We start from the raw sequence: 18460 nt of genomic DNA, 5'->3' as shown, positions 1-18460 counted from the left end.
CCGCCCGTGTCCGTTCACTTGCCAAAGGGAGAAACCTTTGCCGGCTACGTCCTGGGGGACGTGCTGGGGCAAGGGGGCTTTGGCATTACCTATCAGTCGCGCAATCGGGAAACCGGTGAAAGGTTCGCGATCAAGGAGTATTTTCCGGCAGATTATGCGAACCGAGGGCCCAACAATGCAGTTGCTCCGACGTCAGAGGGGCGGCAGCTGTTTCACATGGGGCTGGAGGCGTTTCTGCAGGAGGCCAATTTGCTGCGTGATCTGCCACAGCAGCAGGGCCTGATGCGCGTGCGCGCCGCTTTCCGCAAACACGGTACAGCCTATTGTGTGATGGAATACATCCATGGCGACCCGCTGGACCGGATGATGGCGCGTATGATCGATGCACGCGGATCGGTGCCGCAGGAACTGGTAAAGACTTTTCTGCGGTCTATGCTCGGGGCTTTGGATGCAGTGCACAAGGTGGGTGTTGTGCATCGGGATATGAAGCCAGCAAATGTCATGATCCGAAAAGATGGTCAGCCTATCCTGATCGACTTTGGGGCCGCGCGTTTAATGGGAAAATCCAGCGGGCTGGCGTCAATGTTCACGCGGAAATACGCAGCGATTGAACAGTTCCCCCCCGAAAAGACGGGTTTGGCTGGGGGCGTACATGAAGGACCGTGGAGCGATCTATTCGCATTGTCAGTGATCCTGTACGAAATGGTATCCCAAAGTTTGCCGCCCAATGCGGAAGAGCGTTGGCAAGACGTGCGCTCTTCCGGGCGTGACCCGTATGTTCCCGTGCGTCAAAATCTGGTCCGCAACAGGGTACAGGATACGTATGATGACGCCCTGCTGAACGCGATTGACTTGGGGTGCAAGCTTTTACCGCGTGATCGCATTCGAACCGCGCGTGACTATGCAAGGGTCGCAGAGATTGATCTGGACGTGCCCCAGATCAAATCGCAACAGCTGGAGCCTAACGTCACACGAAAACCGGAGATGCGCAAAACCCGGCAAAAGCGTGGCCGGTCGGGTGGGCACAAGGCGTCTTTGCTAGTGTTGTTTTTCATTCTGGTCGTTGCTCTGGCCGTGATTGCTTATGGAACCTTGATGTGAATGTAATGATTGTTCTTCGAGTTTTTGTGTATTCCGTTCTGTGTTCGGTATGCTTTGGAGCCTCGTCCGCTTGGTCCCAAATCCAATCAGAAGTGGTTGCTGTGGCCGATGCTGCTGTTGGTCGTGTGGTTGTCCAATATGACGGCGGATGGGGCACCGGCTCGGGGTTTGTTCTTGCGCCATTGCAAGGCGAAGACGGGTATTTCTTTTTAACCAACCACCATGTCATCGACGGCGGCACGGGGGCCTTTGTTGGGTTCAAAGAAGGAAACCGGATCTACAAATACGACGTTCAGGTAGCCTATGCATCGTTCGAAAAGGACATGGCGATCTTGAAAATCACGCCGCAGGAAAGCTTTGGGCACACGCCAAACATTCTGGCAGTGCGTGTCGGCACCATCAACAAAGGCGAACAGGTCGCTGCCGTTGGGTTTCCGGGCACGTCGGACGTGTCGAATGACAGCGGCAACGAATTGGCGTTTTTCGAAACCACGCTGACGCAAGGAGCTGTCAGTAAAGTGTCGCCAGGCAAAACGCAGCGCAATCGTGGCACGCAAGAGATTGTGCAGCATACCGCGGCGATCAACCCCGGCAACTCGGGCGGGCCGATGATCGATTTCTGTGGCTCGGTTCTGGGGATCAACACGGCTGGAGTGGTGTTGAATTCCGATGGTGAGACACCAGCCAACGGTACCTTCTTTGCGCCGTCTGCCAACTCCATCGTTGGGTTTTTGCAAGACAGTAACGTACCTTTCACGCGCCATAAGGCTGGCTGTGATCCTGACAATCCGACTATTGTGTCGGGCGGCGGGGGATCGGACAGCACTCTTTTAATCATTCTCTCGGTGCTGTGCGGCGGCGGCGCTTTGGTGATCGGCGGAATGTATTTGGTAGCTTCGAGAAAGCGGGACGATGCCGAAGACACGCCCAACCGTGGTGCCGCTGTCGTCAAGCCAAGCGGGCGTTCCATTCTGGCAGTCACAATGGCCGGACAATCCGCGCAGTTCAGTGCGGGACAACTGCAATCCAGTGTGACCATAGGTCGGGCGAGTGAAAACACGCTGACAGTCACCGACCGCAACCTAAGCCGTCGTCATGCAAGTCTTTCGTTGCAGGGGCGCAAGATGATGCTGACGGATCTGGGATCGTCCAACGGCACCAAGGTCGATGGGCGTCGGCTGAAACCAAATGAGCCGGTGCAAATTAACACGAAGTCCAAGGTCGAATTGGGAGGGATCGCTCTTGTCCTCAAACGACCCTGACACCGTTTTGTCGATCCGAAACCTTGGCATCGAACGGGCGCCGGGGTTCTTTGTTGTGATCGAAGAGCTGGATTTGAAAGCGGGCGAGACCATCGTCTTGGATGCAGTCAGTGGTGCCGGCAAAAGCACGGCCTTGGGTTTGATCGCCGGGGCGTTACCGTTGGTGGATTTGCCGGACATGCGGCATGAAATCGCCGGTGTGCAGGTCGCGCCTGACACGCCGCGTGCTGCATTTGCCGGACCGGACCGGCTTGGCTTTGTTTTGCAAACCAATACCTTGGTTCCATATCTGAACTTGCTGGAAAACATCGAACTTCCCGTACGGGTGGCCGGGCAGGCACCGGATGCCGAGTGGCAGGATCACCTGATCCGGGCACTGGGGCTGGGCGATTACAAAGCACGCAAACCCGGTCAGTTATCGGTTGGTCAGCGACAGCGCGTGTCGGTTGCGCGGGCTTTGCTGGGTCGACCCGCGCTATTGTTGTTGGATGAACCGGTCTCAGCGCTGGACCCAGCTAATGTGGCCGAGGTCGAGGGGCTGATCGTACATCTGGCGGCCGAGGCTGGATCAGCCGTTGTTTTGGCCAGCCATCAGGCCCAGACCGGGGACTTCGCAAACGCACCCCGCGCGGACCACCGGCTGATTGACCATCAGGGCCAATCCTATTCCATCTTTTCTACGGCAGGCCGCGTCGCGGCGCGGGTGGCGTGATGCTGAAGATTCCTGCGAAACTGGCTCTACGGGAACTGCGGCATGATTGGCAGTCGGCCCTGTGCTTCGTGGCCGCCTTGGCAGGTGTGCTTGGCCCGTTGTTGATCATTCTGGCCCTTAAGAACGGTGTCATTGGCACCATGGTCGGGCGCTTGATCGAGGATCCTTCAAATCGTGAAATCCTGGCGATCGGGGCAGGGCAGCATGATGCAGCTTTCTTTGCCGCCTTGGGGGCGCGTCAAGACGTTGGGTTTATTGTGCCTGCGACCCGCTCGATCAACACGTCTGCCAATGCTGTGCGAAATGAAGCGCAGCGAAAATTGGAACGGGCAGTTCCTCTGATCCCGACAGCTGCCGGGGATCCTTTGATTGACGGTGAAGCTGTTTCGCCGGGCACTGTCTGGGTTTCCGACAAGCTGGCCCAGGACCTGTCGGTGACGGCAGGGGACACTTTGGACATGATCATTGGTCGCGAAGTTGACGGGCAACGCGAGAATGCGCGGCGGGATCTGACGGTCATCGGTGTAGTTCCGGCAGAAATCTGGCCTCGTTCAGCGATTTTTCTGTCTGTGCCCGATCTGTTGGCCGTTGAAAGGTTCCGGGACGACCTATCGGTGACACCGGGGAACTGGACGGATCCGGTGTCAGATCCTGACAGCTATGCGAGTTATCGCCTTTATGCCCGAACGTTAGAGGACATCGGGACTTTGTCAGCGCATCTTACCGATCTTGGCTTACAAACGCGTCCGCGGGCCGAAAACGCGGCACTTTTGTTGTCGTTCCGCCGGAATTTGAACCTCCTCTTCACGGCAATTGCCGCCTTGGCGATGTTTGGGTTCTGGGCCGCAATGTCGGCCAACCTTCGTGGTATGGTCGAACGTCAACGGGTGATTTTCAGTCTGTTCTCAATGCTGACCATGCCAGACCGTCAACGCTGTGTTGTTCCGGTTGTCCAAAGTTTGACACTGGTTCTGGGGGGTGTTGTCGCGACCCTGGTCCTTATCCTTCCGTTTCTTTTGGCCATCAACGCCACGTTCGAAACCGCGCCCGGAGAATCCGTTGCGCGCCTGTATCCCGGCGACATTCTGGCAACGCTGGTTTTGGGTGCTGTGACCGCTGTGACTGCAGCGATCTGGGCCGTGTTTGCCGTTCGCAATGTCGAACCACAGGAGGTTCTGACCCATGCTTAAACCGTGTTTTTCCAAAGTGGCTGCGTTGACTTGCCTGCTGGGTTTTTCAGCCGCAGCACAGGCGCAGGACATCACCTGGAAGGAAAAGTACTTTAACCCGCAGCCTGCCGAAGGGGACCTGACCCTGCCTATGCCCTGCGGGGGCGCTATGACGTTTCGCAAGGTAGCGACACCAAACACGGATGGGGTGATTGGTGACGTGTCAGTTGTGCTTGGGCAGGAGGGAAGCGATCAGCCCTATTTGAACGGTCTGCGCCGCGCTTTTGTTTCGGGTGCGTTTGCGGATGACGATGGGGTGGCCAAAGGCTATTTCTACATTGCCAAGTACGAGCTTGCGCAAGCGCAGTGGGACGTTGTCATGGTCGGTTGCCCCGACAAAGAACCCCGCCGTCGTGCCTTTGTGCCTGCCGTTGGTCAAACCAAGTTGGACTATCAGCGGTTTGCCGAAATCTACACGCTTTGGCTGATGCAGAATGCGCCGGACAGTTTGCCCCGCGTTGGTGAGACGCGCGCCTATCTGCGGCTTCCGACCGAAGAAGAATGGGAGTATTCGGCGCGCGGCGGTTTGGCCGTGGATCAGGCGCTGTTTCGCGCGCCGCTGCCGCCCGTCCCCGATGGTACGCCGCAGGATGAGTTCATTGCGCACGGAGGTACCGCCTCGGCTGGCGGTAAATTGCAGGTGATGGGATCGCTGCGCCCAAATCCGTTGGGTTTGCACGACATGTTGGGCAATGCCGCCGAGATTGTCGGTGATCCGTTTGCTCTGGTGCGGCATGGGCGTTTGCACGGTCAGGCAGGCGGGTTTGTGAAGCGAGGAGGGGATGCCCGGACACCGTTGGCGGACATTACCTCGTCGACCCGGTTCGAGGTGCCCCCGTTTGATATCTTGTCCAACACGGCCTCTGCCGACAGGTTCACAGGCACGCGTCTGGTGTTGCAAGGCTTGGCGATTACCTCTGCCGATCAGGATCAGGCGCTCAAGGACGGTCTGGACCAGTTGGCGCGCCCTGATGAAGGTTTGGCAGTGGCCGCAAGTGAGCAGGAGGCAATGGACCTGCTGGACGAAATTTCGAGTGAGACACTCTCGGATCGGACCAAAACCCAGTTAGCCGTGATCAAGGACACTCTGAACCGCGGGCGCGTGGAACGCAACGCGCAACGAGATCAGTCGATCCGCCTGATCCTGACCTCGGGCGTGTTGGTGTGTGGGCAAGGTATCCGGCGGTATCTGAATGCGTTGATCTCATCGCTGACCATTCAGCCCGAATTGGACGCGCTTGAAAACGAAGCCCGTCAAAGCGGCGACCAGGCGTTTCTGGAAGAAGTGTTGATCGCGAAAGAAGAAGCCGCTGCAAAACTGGCCGAGCTGGAAGCCAAGGCAAAAGCCGATATTGTTGAGTACGCCAACCTGATTGAAGGTCTGGTCGATCAATATTCGCCTGTTTTGCTGCGTAAGCAGATTGATTTTATCTACCCGACCGAAGCCGAACGGGGCCGCGAGCGTGCGACCTGTCTGGCGATGGTGCAGGACCATATCGGTGCGCGCTCGGTCGCTGGGTATTCGGACTTGGATCAGATTGCAGACGACTTTCAGGCGGTGGCCCTGTCGTTTGTCGAAGAATGAATTGGAAAGGTTGAACGATGCGGGATGTATTAAGCAAATCGCTTGAAGTGTTGGTCTGGATTACAGCCGGACTGTCCATTGTGTTTTTCTGTTTTACGGCCATAGCGATGCTGCGCCTGTCACCGTTTGGTCCAGATACGGCGACTATTATTGCAGCATTTTTGACTGTTGTTTTTGGGATCACCTCGTCTTTGGTGTTTGCTGGCATCTGTTTTCAGATCATGGACATTCGCACCTTCACCAAACACAGCGCCATTAGCCTGAAGAATCGGAGGTAAGGGGGGTCATGGAACACTCGGTACTGGGTCTGAAACCCGGCAGCGTCCTGCAAGACACCTATGAGATCAGATCGCTTTTGGGCGAAGGCGGCATGGGCGCCACTTTCCGAGGGCTGAACCGGGCCAGCGGGCATGAGGTGGCGATCAAGGTGATGACACCCAGCTTCGCCAAGAACCAAAAGGCGGTGGACCTGTTCCGGCGCGAGGCGAACCTGTTGCGGACCGTTCGCAGCGATGCGGTGGTTCGGTTTGAAACCTCGATGCTGGACAAAGATGGCCGCCTGTTTCTGGTGATGGAATTTGTTCCGGGGCACCCGCTGGCACATTACCTCAAGAAAGGCGCCCGGTTGTCATCTGACGATGTTTTGAAACTGGGTTTGCGATTGGCCGAAGGTTTGGAAGCGATTCACAAACTGGGTATCGTGCACCGTGACGTAGCCCCCGATAACGTCATGATTTCGCATGAGGATATCAATCAGGCAAAATTCATCGACTTCGGCCTTGCCTCGGACAGTGTTGGTACGGACAAGTCGATTATTGGTGACAGTTTTGCAGGAAAGCTGCGCTATTGCGCGCCTGAACAATTGGGGTTGTTTGGAAACAAGGTCTCGGCGGCCACAGATGCTTATGCCCTGGGTTTGGTCCTGATGCGAACAGCCGGGTTGGAATTGCCGGGCGAAGGCAAAGGGTTCGCAGCGGTTGAAGACCGCAAAGTGGATGTGAAAATCACTGACCCAAAAGTTGCTCCTGCCCTAAAATCGGTTCTGGAGCATCTGCTGAAAGCCGATCCCAAGGATCGCCCAACTGACCTGCCGGGATTGTTCCATGCCGCGCTCAGTGGAAATACCCCGGCACCTGCACCTGCTGCTGCCGCGCGCAAACCAGCGGCGGCGGAAGAAGCATCTGGTGGTAACAAGCTTCCTTTGATCGCAGCCGGGGTCGTCGGATTGATCGCGATTGCAGGCGGGGCATGGTATTTTCTGTCGGGTGCGGGTGCATCATCTGCAAAGGTCAATGAGTCTGTCGAGATCGCGCAAGAGGCGGTTGCAGCGGACAATCCTTTGACCGCGGCGCGTGATCTACTGGCCGCTGGCGGCGCTCAGAATCTGGATGCGGCTCTTGGGGCGTTAATTGCAATCAGCAACGATCAGGAGATTTCGCAACAGGATCGCGCCTCGGCCAATATTCTTATTGCGGAAATGTATGATCCAAAGACGCACAGCACAGTGACGTCGCCTTTCCCGCGTCCCGATACGTCTGCTGCGCGACGCTATTATCAGCGGGCCGCTGACCTGGGTTCAGACCCGGCACGGGACGCTTTGGATCGATTGGGTGAGTGAGGAGACGGTTAAGATGTTGAGACGGATACTACCCTTGACGGCCCTGCTGGCTGCGTTGGCTGTGCCAGCATTGGCACAGTCTAAATCTCCGCTACCGATCGAAGGCAAAACAAGCCTGTTCCAAAGGGTGCTGATCCGCGAGCGGATCGAAGCTAAACCTGCGCCTGACAGTGACGGCACCGCTGCTGCGTTGTCTCCGCTACAGGTATTTTTTGTATACGACCGCGACGGTGACTGGATGCAGATCGGGGCCAGCGATCAGGGCGACGACCTGATGTGGATCCCGGCAGCGGTATCCATCCCCTGGAACCAGAATATTGTCGCCACGCTGGAGGGCAGCGACAATGTCGGGAGGGTTTTGTTCTTCAATGACATCGACCCGATTTACGACATCATCGAAAGTGAAAATCCGGCTGGTTTGGCCAAGGATGCAAGGGATGAAGCCTTAGCTGCGGAACAAGGCGGGGAACCGTCGGAAACCGTTATCGCGCTTGGTCCGCGAGAAACGATTGATCAGCGGCAGAACCTTTACGTCATGCCGATCCTTTCCACCGAAGAGGCTGTGTTTGACATCGGCCCTTTTGTCAATCTGTTGCAAGTCGCTGTAGCCAGCGCCAACGCGCCGAACACGCCCTTGCCTTCAGATGATGCGGGTGCGGGTGACTTGAAAACGGCAGTGGTTTTTGTTGTGGACACCACGATTTCGATGGAGCCCTACATCCGGGCAACCCGCGATGCCCTGCAAGAGGTTTATCGTGAAGCTGCCGGATCCGCAGCGGCAGACGCCGTCAGCTTTGGGCTGGTGGGTTATCGCGATAGCCTCGAGGCCGCGCCGGGTCTTGGCTATGACGTTCGGACTTTTGTCGACCTTCAGGAAGGGCTGAACGTTGACAATTTCCTGAATGGTATCGACCAGATGCAAGAAGCGGATTCCAGCAGTAAGAACTTTCGCGAAGACAGCTATCGCGGGATCGAGCATGCTCTGGAAGACATGGATTGGAGCGGCTTCGGAGCGCGTTTCATCGTGTTGGTGACGGATGCTGGCCCCCGTGAGTTCGATGATCAATACTCGTCTACAGGTCTCAGCGCGGAAAGTCTGAACAGGATTATCCGTGAACGGATCGGCGGCGCGATGGCGGTTATGCATCTGCGTACTGACCGTGGGGCGAAAGACCATCCATCGGCGGAAGCGGCTTACAAACAGCTGACGGCGTTTCCGAATTCGGCACCGTTATACTTCCCCATCCAAAACGGTGATCCTGAGGTTTACCGGGAAACTGCCCGTACGTTGGGTGCAATCGTTGCTCAGCAAACCTCGTCCTATCGACAGAGCGGCGGTGATGAGATTTTAGACGAAGATGCCATCAGCGATGAGGGCGACGGTCGATTTTCGGGTCTCAGCACGGCAGGTCGCACTATGCAGCTGGCGTATCTGGGCAAAACAGAAGGCGCGCGTGCACCGGATTTGTTCGAAGCTTATGTGGCGGATCGCGACTTTGACCGCACCGGCTTAAAACCGTTGTCGATCCGGTTGCTGATTTCCAAAGCCGATCTGAGCAACCTGGAAGAAGCGCTTCGGATCATCGTAGATCAGGCGGAACGCAACGTGGTCAATCCCGATCAGTTTTTTGCGCAGGTTCTGGGCGTGGCTGCGGATATGAGCCGCAGACCTGATCAGGTGTCGCGGCAGTCGGACCCTAGCCTTGCGGAAGCTGTGGCTTTGGATGAATACCTTGCGGACTTGCCTTATAAATCTCAGATTATGGCCATCACCGAAGACGATTGGGTTCGCCTTCCGATTTCTGAACAACAGACCATCGTCAACGGGCTTTATGACAAGATTGAGCGGTACCGCCGATACAATGAAGCCACCGATCAATGGGTTGATTATCTTGGCGCAGGCCCGCAGGCAGGCAATCTGCTTTACCCGATGCTGTTGGATGATCTGCCATAGCCCCGGGCACTTAGTCCCGGGACATGAGTTTAGAATAAACGGTTGAAGTCGCGGTTATTCCGCGACTTCTGGAGCGGGAGTATGTTTTTTGAACTGTTGATCAAACAGTGTTCGGAAACTACCGCTTTTCTTCATCAACTGATCCAGATTGCCCTGCTCTACGATTGCACCATCCTGAATCACGATGATTTTGTCTGCCTCAAGCACTGTCGACAGACGGTGTGCGATGACAATGACAGTGACGTTCTGCGTCAAGGCATCCAAAGCCTTCTTGACGAGCGATTCCGACTCTGCATCCAACGCACTGGTGGCTTCGTCCAGCAGAAGGATCTCGGCGTTGCGCAATATGGCACGCGCAATGGCGATCCTCTGTTTTTGGCCCCCTGACAGGAAGGTTCCATTTTCACCGACCTGAGTGTCGTATCCGTCAGGCAAATCCATAATGAAATCATGCGCATGGGCTGCTTTGGCGGCTTCAAACACTTCTTCATCGGACGCTTCGGGAGCCGAACAACGCAGATTGTCCATGATTGATGCCGAAAACAGGAATGTGTCCTGGCCTACGTATGAGATCTTTCGGCGCAAGGAGGCAAAGCTAACTTCCCTCAGATCTTGTCCGTCGATCTCAACAACGCCCTTATCAGGATCGTAAAACCGCATGATCAATCCGAACAAGGTGGATTTGCCGCCGCCGGACTGGCCAACAAGGGCCGTTGTCTTACCTGCTTCGAACGAAACGTTCATATCTTCGATCACAGGCACCGCACCTTGATAGCCAAAGGTCACATTGCGCAGGGCAATGTGGCCCGGTCCGGCGTTCAAGTCGTGGGCTTTGGGGCTTTCCACCATCGTGTCTTGCGAATCCAGCAAGCTGAACAACAACCCAACACCCATCATGTTGGTTTCGATCTGGACGCGCATACGTGACAGGCGCTTTGCTGGCTCGTAAGCCATCAGCAAAGCTGTGATAAAGGACATAAGCTGACCGGCGGACGGTTGCTCAGACCCTGCTATGCCCATCGTGCTGACAATCAGCACACCCGCAACGGCAAGACCCGCCAAGAACTCCATCAGCGGACTGGCGATTGCCTGAAGCCTGGCAATGTCGTTCGAACGTTGCTCGACTTTGCGGATGGCGGTTTCCATCCGGTCAATCATTCTGTCTTCAAGCGAAAAGACCTTGATGACTTTGATACCCGCCGAGGTTTCTTGCAGAACGCGGATAATTTCGGCCAGCGATTTGAATTCGGCCTGCATAATCGAGCGAACGCTTTTCAGCAAATAGCGAACCCCCAGCAAGGCAATGGGGCCGACAATAAAGAACATCACTGACAGAACGGGCTGCTGATAGACCATAACAGCCACCAATCCGACCAGAGTCAGGGCGTCGCGGACAAAGCCGGTCACCAATACATCGATCAAACTTCGCGCCGCTTGCGCACCGTTGGTGGTGCGCATCAGCAGATCTGACGACTCATTTGCGCTAAAAAAGGATACGCCATGCCGAAGCAGTTTGCGGTACACCTTTTCCTGTTGCTGAGCTACGATCCGGTTGCCCGCCCGAGCGAGAAAGGTGGCCTGAATATACGAGGCAATCGCCTTTGTGAGGAACAGCAGCACCACCGCCAACGCAATCACCTGCGCCCACCCTCGCAGATCCGGGCTTGTCATGGCATCGACGATGTATTCCATCATGTAGGCCGACCCGGCCGTGGTTACGGCGACCACGATCATCGCTAAAATCGCAATGCCATATAATGGGCCTTGTGCATAAAAGCTTTCGCCTACAAGGCGGCCCATATGACCTGATCGCCATTTTTTCCAGGCGCGCGTTATCATTGCGTTCTCCAAATCGTGAAACGGTGCGCACGTTCAGATACCCTAAATTTTGTCGGGCCAAAAGGGCAGATACCGGGCTGCGTCAGTGCGGCCCATGTTAACTGCCTTTCGTGCGCAGCCGTAGATGGGGATTGCAATGGTATCAAACAAGTGCAATGCGCCAATTTACGCCGATTTCCCTATTTTAGAGCAGAACGAGTTGGACTCGTTGCGAAAAACGAAATGGAAACTGAACCGTTGTCGCGCGACGGTGCCACGTGGTTGTCACGAAACCGGCACCTAGAAGGACTCAGCCCTCTTGCTGCAAGTACGCCATCAGGTTCAATATATCGTCTTCTTTTTTCAAACCGGGAAACTGCATCCGATTGCCGGGCAGAAATGCCTTGGGATCGGCAAGAAACGCAGTCAAACTCTCCGGCGTCCACACAATGTCGGCGTTCTGCAGCGCTTTGGAATACCTGAATCCTTCCACCTGACCTGCGGACTTTCCGAAAACGGCGTGCAGGGACGGACCGACGCCATTACGGCCTTCGTCTAGCTTGTGACAAGCGCTGCATTTGCGAAAAACCTTTTTTCCGGCTTTGGCGTCCCCTGACACTGATGTTGCGCTAACCGCTGTTGGTGTCGTGGTCTGTGCTGCGGCCTGTTTGCCGTCTGAATGAAACACCAGCCGCGCCGTGATGGGTACCGTTCGGGTGATGCCAGGAAGGTTGGCCAGGTCCATCAGTTTGTCGACGCCCGCATTGACACCGGCGTCCTCAGTGTTGAGGAAAACCATGTCATTGGTCGAGACCAATACAGATGTTTCAGACAACCGGGCGACAAACATCTCGGTGTCAAAGGCGACCTCTGTTCCGGCCAGCGTTAGGACTGATGCGGTATCCACCGTTGTTGTTTCTCCGACGGCCAGCCCAGACACCTCGGCCATGTCAAAATCTGCCTTCAGGATTGCGGTGCCTGCTTTGCGAAAGACAAATTCAATCATCCGTTCATTTCGAATGTCGATATTTGTCTCGACCGTTGACAGGTCGATTTCGATTTCTGCACGGCCGTTTTGGGTCACATGCCCGCTGAGTTTGGTGAAGCTGTTAACCTCGCCAACAGAGTTTTTCTTGATGGTTCCGTAAGCCAGATAAGAGTTGTCGCTGTCCAGCGTCCAATTGTCTGCCAGAACAGGCGTTGCAACAATCGTCGACGCAATCGTGACTGCTTTCAACAGAAGTTTCATTTCAATCCTCCAAGGTTTGTGACACTTTTGCCCCGGCGGGCGTGGTCCGTGAGAGACAAACACACACAGGTCGCGATTTATTCGATGAGTGCCGAAATGACTTCTGAACAGGCCGTCCGCGACGCGGTGCAGACGCATTCGAAACGCGTCTGGCGGTTTGCGCTGGCTTTGTCAGGGGCATCGGACGTGGCGGACGATCTTCTGCAGGCCACGTGCCTGCGCGCGCTGGAACGCCATCATCAGGTCACCTCGCACAACCGTCTGGACAGCTGGTTGATGACGATTTGCCGCTCAATCTGGTTGAACGAGGTTCGGTCGCGCTCGGTTCGGCGGGCACAGGCCTTGTCGGTGACGCCAGAAGCTGACCTTGTGGCCAGCGGACCGGATTCAGAAACGAATATTTTCGCGACTGAAGTGTTTACACAAGTGATGCAGCTGCCAGAAGCGCAGCGGGAAACGGTTATGCTTGTATTCGTTGAAGGGTACAGCTACCGCGAAGCCGCTGCCATGCTGGAGGTTCCCATCGGTACGATTATGAGCCGGCTATCGAACGCCCGGCAGAAACTGAAAACCGTAATGCAGCTTGATGCGGCTGACGCCGCGCGACGGAGTGGCAAATGAAGTTTTCCGACGAGACGCTGTTGGCGTATCTGGAAGGCACACTGGACGAGACTCAGAGCCGCGCCATCGAGGCCGCGGTTGAAGAAGATTCTGAATTTGAACGCCGCCTAATGGCGCTGGACCCGTTCGCGCCAGTGATTCAGAAAGTTTTCGAAACACTGCCTGCCGAAGCGCCGAAGATAGAATTACCCGAACCCGTGGAGCAAGCCCCAGGCGGTGGGGTATTGCGCCTTTTTGCTGTGGCTGCGAGCGTCGGAGCTGCGGCCGTTGCCCTGACGTTTTGGGCCACACGTCCGGCAGATTTGGGCTGGGCGCAGCAAGCGGCGATCTATCAGTCGCTTTATGTGCCCGAGACGATTGCCTCTCTGGACAGTTCCGAAGCGTCACTGAACAAGCAATTTGAAATGGCCGAGGCCGAGCTTGGACGGTCTTTGAACCGTGAAACGCTGGAATCCTTGCCAGGTCTGGAGCTTAAGCGGGCGCAGGTTCTGTCTTTCAAAGGCAAGCCTTTGATCCAGGTTGTCTTTGCAGATGAACAGGGTCAGCCATTTGCGTTCTGCATAATTCGTCAGGGACCTGACGCGCCGCCTGCTGAGATCAAGCAAGCGGTGCTGAGCGGTTTGGCGACGGCCACCTGGGCTCAGGACGGCTATGGGTACATGTTGTTGGGAAGTTCTCCGCAGACAGACTTACAAAGTGAGCTGGACGTTCTGACCCGTACTTTTGCAGGTTGATCAGAAACTCTTGCAAAGCCTCTTGTGAACAGTGGCAAATGCCCGAAGAATACCGGCATGAAATCGAAGAAACCCTTACCCCTTCCTGAGGAAGAGGTCGATGATCTCGGCCCGGCCAGTATTTTTGATGGCGATCCGTCTGAGGAAGAAGATCTTTGGTTTCTGCCCCCCGATGAGGTCGAAGAAAAGGATTACTTCCTTCCCGGTCCGCGATCGGATCAACGTTTGCTGTTTGACCCACGCGATTGGCGGGCGGCGCAGTCTGAGTTGTCGTCGGAGCTTGCAGATCTTGCCTTGACCTTCGGTGCGCTGGACGAACGGTTGCGCGCAGGCCCCAAGGGGTGGACGCATCGTTTGGCCCTGATGGAGACGTCTGACTTGGGCTGGTGGACTGGCGATCGCGTCAGTGTTGACCGATTGGCTTTGTGGACCGGTCTGCGCATCGGAGCAACCCATGATGACGTGCAGGCATTGTTCCGCGCCGGATGGGCCGTGCGCCGACTGAGCTCGGGGGCTGCTCCTGCAGAAGGGGGATGGGAAACCGGACTGACTGCATTTCTGGACCGTCTGGCGCAAGGGTCCGATGCAGCCCCGGATGCAATTGTGGATCTGGCAGAAGTTATGCGAGGCGTAGAAGGTTTGCATCCGGTCACGCAATCCGCCATCGCGTTTCATGCTTGGCGCGCGATTGCGCAGGGTGTTGGTCAGGATACAGAAGCTGCAGTGATTGCCGCGCGGCATGCAGCGACCATGGGGCGTGGTGGTGCCGTATTTATGCCGCTTGCATTGTCTGGTCCGGGCGCGTTGCGCGGTGCAGGTGAGCCGACCGAAAAACTCGGGGCCTGGATACGAGGGGCCGGGCAGGCGGCCCTTGCGGGTTTGTTGCATCTCGACCGGGTCAGCGCCTGGGAGGCCAAAGCCCGGGACGTCACGCAAGATCTGAGCGGGCGCACGCCACCGCGCCTGATTGAGGCGCTGACTTCGTGGCCCATGGTGTCAGCCCCTTTGGCCGAAGATTTGACCGAAGCGTCCCGCGCGGCAGTTCAGCGCAATTTCGACTTGTTCAGCCGTCGAGGTTTGGTGCGAGAGGTCACAGGGCAAGGGCGTTATCGCGTCTGGACTGCTGCGCTGTAGTCCAGCAGCCAGTCACGAAACATGCGGGCGGGTGTGCGCATGGTCGTCAGCGATGGGTAGATCAGGTGGTATGCTTCTTGTCCGGCAACTTTAGCCTCCGGCAGACATGGGACGAGACCCGACATTCCCATGATCCGATCCGAAGCAGGCGCGCGGGCAAGGGCGATACCCAACCCGCTTGCTGACAATTCTGCAGCCATGATTGAGTTGTCCGCGAAGAAGTACTGAGCCTGTCCTGCAGGCAAGCGCAGGGTTTCGAACCAATGCGGCCAACTTGCGCGATGTGTTGAGACCTCGATCAGAGTGTAACTAAGCAAGTCTTGCGGGGTTTTGATCTGTGCAGCGATAGCGGGCGGTGCAACAGGATAAAGAACTTCTCGAATTAACTCATCACCTTCGGTGCCAAACAGGGCAGGGTTACCAAAAACAATCTGCAAGTCGGTAAATCGATTGGCAAAATCCGAAACGATGTTTCCGGTGGACAGTGACAGGTTGATATCAGGGTGCCGGGCTTGAAATGCTGAAAGGCCCTTGGCCAGGATTCCATGGGCGAAAAGCAATACAGACTGCACGTAGAGACGCTGCTCTCGCGTTTCGCCAAACAGGCCTGTGGTGGCAGTTTCCAGCATCAACAGGGATTGTTGCACCGATGGCAAATACGCCCGCCCTGCCTCGGTCAGAGTAACGGCATGGGCATGGCGGTGGAACAGAGGGGTGCCCAGCCGGGTTTCCAGCGCTTTAACCTGTTGGCTGACGGCCGCGGCGGACATGTTCAGCTGCACCGCCGCACGGGCAAAGCTTTCGGTTCGCGCGGCCGCTTCGAACACACGTAACCAGTTGAGAGAGGGGATGCGGGATGACATTTTAACAGGCTAAGCAAAACTTATCCTGACCTGCAAGACAAACCATGCTGAGCCTTGCTCAAGACGCGTTAGCGTATTGGCAGCGAACAAAATGAATGAGCCCAGCCATGACCGATCCAGCTCTGCCTCCGCGACCCAAACGCAAAATCTGGAACTTTACACCGCAATTGCCAATTCAGACGTCTCCGTACTGGGATTGGCCGATGAAACCGTTGGCTGCGCTGCGTTACCTTCTGCAAAGCTGGAACCCGTTGGCGCTGCGCGCGCTGCTGCTGGTTTTTGCCATCATCACCTGGAATTACCTGACCCCGTCACTCGTCCGGATCCAGACGTTCAGCTGGGATTGGGTGGCCGAGATCTGGTTTCGGAATTTCTGTATTCTGATGGTGGTTGCAGGTGGCTTGCATCTGGCACTGTGGAAATTCCGCACACAACAGGATGAATACCGCTATGACATGCGCCCGATGATGAAGGGCGCAAAGGTTTTCACCTTCAAGAACCAGGTCTGGGACAACATGTTCTGGACCTTAGGCCCGGCGCTGACCTTCTGGACTTTTTGGGAATGCCTGATCCTGTATTCCTATGCCAATGGTTGGATCACCATGATCACCTTCGACAGCAATCCAATCTGGTTCATCTCGGTTGTGGTTTTTGTTCCGATCTGGGCGGGTTTTCACTTCTACTGGCTACACCGTCTGCTGCATGTCGGCCCGTTCTATACCAAAGTGCACGCTTGGCATCATCGCAACATCAACACCGGTCCATGGTCTGGCCTAGCCATGCACCCTGTCGAAAGCTTCTTTTTGATGTTCGACACGATGATTTTCTTTCTTCTGCCGTCCCATCCAATCCACGCGCTCTTTCTGTTGTTTCATCACGGAATTGGTGCGCCGACCTCTCATGCCGGTTTCGAACACGTTAAATTCGGCAACAAGGCCAAGTTTCAGGTCGGGGACTTTTTCCATCAACTGCACCACAGGTTCTTTGATTGCAACTACGGCACGTGGGAAACGCCTTGGGATGAGTGGTTCAACACGTTCCACGACGGCACAGACGAGGGCAACGAAATGGTCAAAGAACGCAGGCGCAAAATCTGGGCGGGCGAGTAAAGCCGCACTATTCCTTTGTCGAGCCTGAAACGACCCTGCAAAGGACTGGGATTTACATCCAGACCTAGCTTCTCACTCTGCTACGAAGCTTCAGGGTAAGGTGGCAAAGCTGGAATGTTGCGGGCAACGCCTGACAACCAGACCGGAAAAGCTCAGCGCCCCACTCCGACATAGGTATCAAAGCCAGCCTTCAGGGTCTTGCTCTCTGAATAGACATTGCGGAGATCGACCATTCTGGGTGTGCTCATGGCCTGGGCCAAGTCGCCAAGGTTCAGCGCTCGGAACTCGTTCCATTCCGTCAGCAGCACCAGAACGTCAGCCCCTTGCGCGGCAACATAAGGATCATCGCACCATTCGACGCCCGGCAGTAAAGTTTCGCCTTCGGATTTTCCTTGTGGATCCACAACGCGCACTTTCGCGCCTCCGCCGATCAGGGCCGGGACAATGGACAAAGAAGGCGCATCGCGCATGTCATCTGTATTGGGTTTGAAAGTAACCCCCAGAACCGCAACGGTTTTGCCGTTGAAGTGATCGTCACAGGCCTCGCGGATCTTTTCGATCATACGCTTTTTGACTTCGTCATTCACGCGAATTACTGTTTCGGTGATCTGCATCGGATGCGCGTGATCCTGGCCAATCCGCGCCAGTGCCGCAGTGTCCTTGGGGAAACACGAACCGCCATAGCCGGGCCCTGCGTGCAGGAATTTGTTGCCGATCCGTCCGTCCAGCCCCATGCCGCGAGACACCTCTTTTACATCTGCGCCGACCTTCTCGCACAGGCCAGCGATTTCGTTGATGAACGTGATCTTGGTCGCCAGAAACGCGTTGGCGGCATATTTGATCATCTCGGCACTTTCCAGATCGGTGGTCAGGATCGGAAAATCGCGCAGGTAGAGTGGGCGGTAAATCTCGGCCATCACTTCAGCAGCGCGGTCGTTTTCCACCCCAACCACAACGCGGTCAGGGCGCATGAAATCATCAATCGCAGCCCCTTCGCGCAGAAATTCAGGATTCGAAGCGACATCGAATTCTGCGTTGGGGTTGGCGGCCGCGACCACTGCCTGCACTTGCCTGTTGGTGCCTACAGGCACAGTCGATTTTGTGACGATCACGGTATACCCGGTGACGGCCTGTGCGATTTCTTCTGCAGCCGCCATCACATAGGTCAGGTCTGCATGGCCATCACCGCGTCGGGTCGGGGTTCCCACTGCAATAAAGACCGCGTCTGCTCCGTCCACGGCCGCGTCCAAATCGGTGGTAAAGCTCAGGCGACCGGCAGCCACGTTTTTGGCCATCAACACGTCGAGGCCGGGTTCGTAAATTGGAACCTTTCCGGCTTTGAGCATGTCGATCTTCTGGTCCGCCTTGTCGACGCAAATCACATCATGACCGAAATCCGAAAAGCACACGCCAGACACAAGGCCGACGTAACCGGTGCCGATCATCGCAATACGCATCTCAAAAGTCCTTC

16 protein-coding genes are annotated in these 18460 nt (G+C 56.1%); 12 read left to right on the top strand and 4 right to left on the bottom strand.

The annotated features are described in order from the left end of the window. The first annotated feature begins 6 nt into the window (after window positions 1-6). The 8 genes from GS646_RS20885 to GS646_RS20850 are packed head-to-tail and all read left to right on the top strand — an operon-like array spanning window position 7 to window position 9461. The gene (locus tag GS646_RS20885; RefSeq protein WP_171648109.1) at window positions 7-1101 is read left to right on the top strand and encodes a serine/threonine-protein kinase; all 1095 of its coding nucleotides are present in this window, start codon (window positions 7-9) and stop codon (window positions 1099-1101) included. Between the two features lie 5 nt (window positions 1102-1106). Further along, a complete protein-coding gene (locus tag GS646_RS20880; protein ID WP_171648111.1) occupies window positions 1107-2363 on the top strand; it encodes a trypsin-like peptidase domain-containing protein in 1257 nt (418 codons plus the stop codon). Beyond that, complete coding sequence (locus GS646_RS20875; RefSeq protein ID WP_171187787.1) at window positions 2344-3075, top strand: ATP-binding cassette domain-containing protein; 732 nt, start codon at window positions 2344-2346, stop codon at window positions 3073-3075. The genes GS646_RS20880 and GS646_RS20875 overlap by 20 nt, the downstream gene beginning before the upstream one ends. Then, on the top strand, window positions 3075-4265 hold the full coding sequence (locus GS646_RS20870) for an ABC transporter permease (RefSeq protein WP_253746684.1): 1191 nt from the start codon (window positions 3075-3077) through the stop codon (window positions 4263-4265). The genes GS646_RS20875 and GS646_RS20870 overlap by 1 nt, the downstream gene beginning before the upstream one ends. Then, window positions 4258-5889, top strand: coding sequence for an SUMF1/EgtB/PvdO family nonheme iron enzyme (locus GS646_RS20865; protein ID WP_171187795.1), 1632 nt, complete (start codon window positions 4258-4260; stop codon window positions 5887-5889). Before GS646_RS20870 ends, GS646_RS20865 begins: the two co-directional genes overlap by 8 nt. 17 nt (window positions 5890-5906) lie before the next feature. Next, window positions 5907-6167 carry a hypothetical protein gene (locus GS646_RS20860; protein ID WP_171187797.1) on the top strand — a complete coding sequence of 87 codons (261 nt, stop codon included), beginning with the start codon at window positions 5907-5909 and terminating at the stop codon, window positions 6165-6167. Between the two features lie 8 nt (window positions 6168-6175). After that, the gene (locus GS646_RS20855) at window positions 6176-7507 is read left to right on the top strand and encodes a serine/threonine-protein kinase (RefSeq protein ID WP_171187799.1); all 1332 of its coding nucleotides are present in this window, start codon (window positions 6176-6178) and stop codon (window positions 7505-7507) included. A gap of 13 nt (window positions 7508-7520) precedes the next feature. Then, a complete protein-coding gene (locus GS646_RS20850; RefSeq protein WP_171187801.1) occupies window positions 7521-9461 on the top strand; it encodes a vWA domain-containing protein in 1941 nt (646 codons plus the stop codon). Between the two features lie 54 nt (window positions 9462-9515). Here GS646_RS20850 and GS646_RS20845 read toward each other — a convergent pair whose 3' ends face one another. Both GS646_RS20845 and GS646_RS20840 read right to left on the bottom strand, forming a co-directional pair. Beyond that, a complete protein-coding gene (locus GS646_RS20845; protein WP_171187803.1) occupies window positions 9516-11300 on the bottom strand; it encodes an ABC transporter ATP-binding protein in 1785 nt (594 codons plus the stop codon). A 289-nt stretch (window positions 11301-11589) separates the two neighbouring features. Continuing rightward, window positions 11590-12528, bottom strand: coding sequence for a cytochrome c family protein (locus GS646_RS20840; protein ID WP_171648113.1), 939 nt, complete (start codon window positions 12526-12528; stop codon window positions 11590-11592). A gap of 96 nt (window positions 12529-12624) precedes the next feature. Between GS646_RS20840 and GS646_RS20835 the strand changes: the two genes are divergently transcribed. From GS646_RS20835 to GS646_RS20825, 3 genes are read left to right on the top strand one after another with little or no spacing between them, the layout of a single operon-like run. Beyond that, window positions 12625-13149 (top strand): RNA polymerase sigma factor, encoded by a 525-nt coding sequence (locus GS646_RS20835; RefSeq protein WP_253284777.1) that lies wholly within the window; start codon window positions 12625-12627, stop codon window positions 13147-13149. Then, window positions 13146-13883 (top strand): hypothetical protein, encoded by a 738-nt coding sequence (locus GS646_RS20830; protein WP_171187806.1) that lies wholly within the window; start codon window positions 13146-13148, stop codon window positions 13881-13883. Before GS646_RS20835 ends, GS646_RS20830 begins: the two co-directional genes overlap by 4 nt. 57 nt (window positions 13884-13940) lie before the next feature. Next, the gene (locus tag GS646_RS20825) at window positions 13941-15017 is read left to right on the top strand and encodes a helix-turn-helix domain-containing protein (protein ID WP_171187808.1); all 1077 of its coding nucleotides are present in this window, start codon (window positions 13941-13943) and stop codon (window positions 15015-15017) included. On the opposite strand, the gene GS646_RS20820 is transcribed toward GS646_RS20825, so the two are convergent. Next, window positions 14990-15880, bottom strand: a complete 891-nt coding sequence (locus tag GS646_RS20820; protein WP_171095026.1) for a LysR family transcriptional regulator — start codon at window positions 15878-15880, stop codon at window positions 14990-14992. The two genes, GS646_RS20825 and GS646_RS20820, sit on opposite strands and share 28 nt — an antisense overlap. A 107-nt stretch (window positions 15881-15987) precedes the next feature. Here GS646_RS20820 and GS646_RS20815 point away from each other — a divergent pair, with 107 nt between their 5' ends. Next, complete coding sequence (locus tag GS646_RS20815) at window positions 15988-16989, top strand: sterol desaturase family protein (protein WP_171187810.1); 1002 nt, start codon at window positions 15988-15990, stop codon at window positions 16987-16989. 152 nt (window positions 16990-17141) lie between these two features. Here the strand turns inward: GS646_RS20815 and GS646_RS20810 are convergent, their stop codons facing one another. Beyond that, window positions 17142-18446, bottom strand: coding sequence for a UDP-glucose/GDP-mannose dehydrogenase family protein (locus GS646_RS20810; protein ID WP_171187812.1), 1305 nt, complete (start codon window positions 18444-18446; stop codon window positions 17142-17144). Window positions 18447-18460 lie beyond the last annotated feature (14 nt).

Source organism: Ruegeria sp. HKCCD4315 (assembly GCF_013112245.1).
Classification (GTDB): domain Bacteria; phylum Pseudomonadota; class Alphaproteobacteria; order Rhodobacterales; family Rhodobacteraceae; genus Ruegeria.
Note: the sequence above shows the minus strand (reverse complement) of the source record. Positions and strands in the feature narration are given on the sequence as shown.

Excerpts from the sequence above, each read along its gene's own strand:
- GS646_RS20815 (WP_171187810.1), top strand. The coding sequence starts at position 15,988 with ATGACCGATCCAGCTCTGCCTCCGCGACCCAAACGCAAAATCTGGAAC.
- GS646_RS20840 (WP_171648113.1), bottom strand. The coding sequence starts at position 12,528 with ATGAAACTTCTGTTGAAAGCAGTCACGATTGCGTCGACGATTGTTGCA.
- GS646_RS20860 (WP_171187797.1), top strand. The coding sequence starts at position 5,907 with ATGCGGGATGTATTAAGCAAATCGCTTGAAGTGTTGGTCTGGATTACA.
- GS646_RS20825 (WP_171187808.1), top strand. The coding sequence starts at position 13,941 with ATGAAATCGAAGAAACCCTTACCCCTTCCTGAGGAAGAGGTCGATGAT.
- GS646_RS20855 (WP_171187799.1), top strand. The coding sequence starts at position 6,176 with ATGGAACACTCGGTACTGGGTCTGAAACCCGGCAGCGTCCTGCAAGAC.
- GS646_RS20835 (WP_253284777.1), top strand. The coding sequence starts at position 12,625 with ATGACTTCTGAACAGGCCGTCCGCGACGCGGTGCAGACGCATTCGAAA.
- GS646_RS20865 (WP_171187795.1), top strand. The coding sequence starts at position 4,258 with ATGCTTAAACCGTGTTTTTCCAAAGTGGCTGCGTTGACTTGCCTGCTG.
- GS646_RS20850 (WP_171187801.1), top strand. The coding sequence starts at position 7,521 with ATGTTGAGACGGATACTACCCTTGACGGCCCTGCTGGCTGCGTTGGCT.
- GS646_RS20810 (WP_171187812.1), bottom strand. The coding sequence starts at position 18,446 with ATGCGTATTGCGATGATCGGCACCGGTTACGTCGGCCTTGTGTCTGGC.
- GS646_RS20845 (WP_171187803.1), bottom strand. The coding sequence starts at position 11,300 with ATGATAACGCGCGCCTGGAAAAAATGGCGATCAGGTCATATGGGCCGC.
- GS646_RS20820 (WP_171095026.1), bottom strand. The coding sequence starts at position 15,880 with ATGTCATCCCGCATCCCCTCTCTCAACTGGTTACGTGTGTTCGAAGCG.
- GS646_RS20870 (WP_253746684.1), top strand. The coding sequence starts at position 3,075 with ATGCTGAAGATTCCTGCGAAACTGGCTCTACGGGAACTGCGGCATGAT.
- GS646_RS20880 (WP_171648111.1), top strand. The coding sequence starts at position 1,107 with ATGATTGTTCTTCGAGTTTTTGTGTATTCCGTTCTGTGTTCGGTATGC.
- GS646_RS20830 (WP_171187806.1), top strand. The coding sequence starts at position 13,146 with ATGAAGTTTTCCGACGAGACGCTGTTGGCGTATCTGGAAGGCACACTG.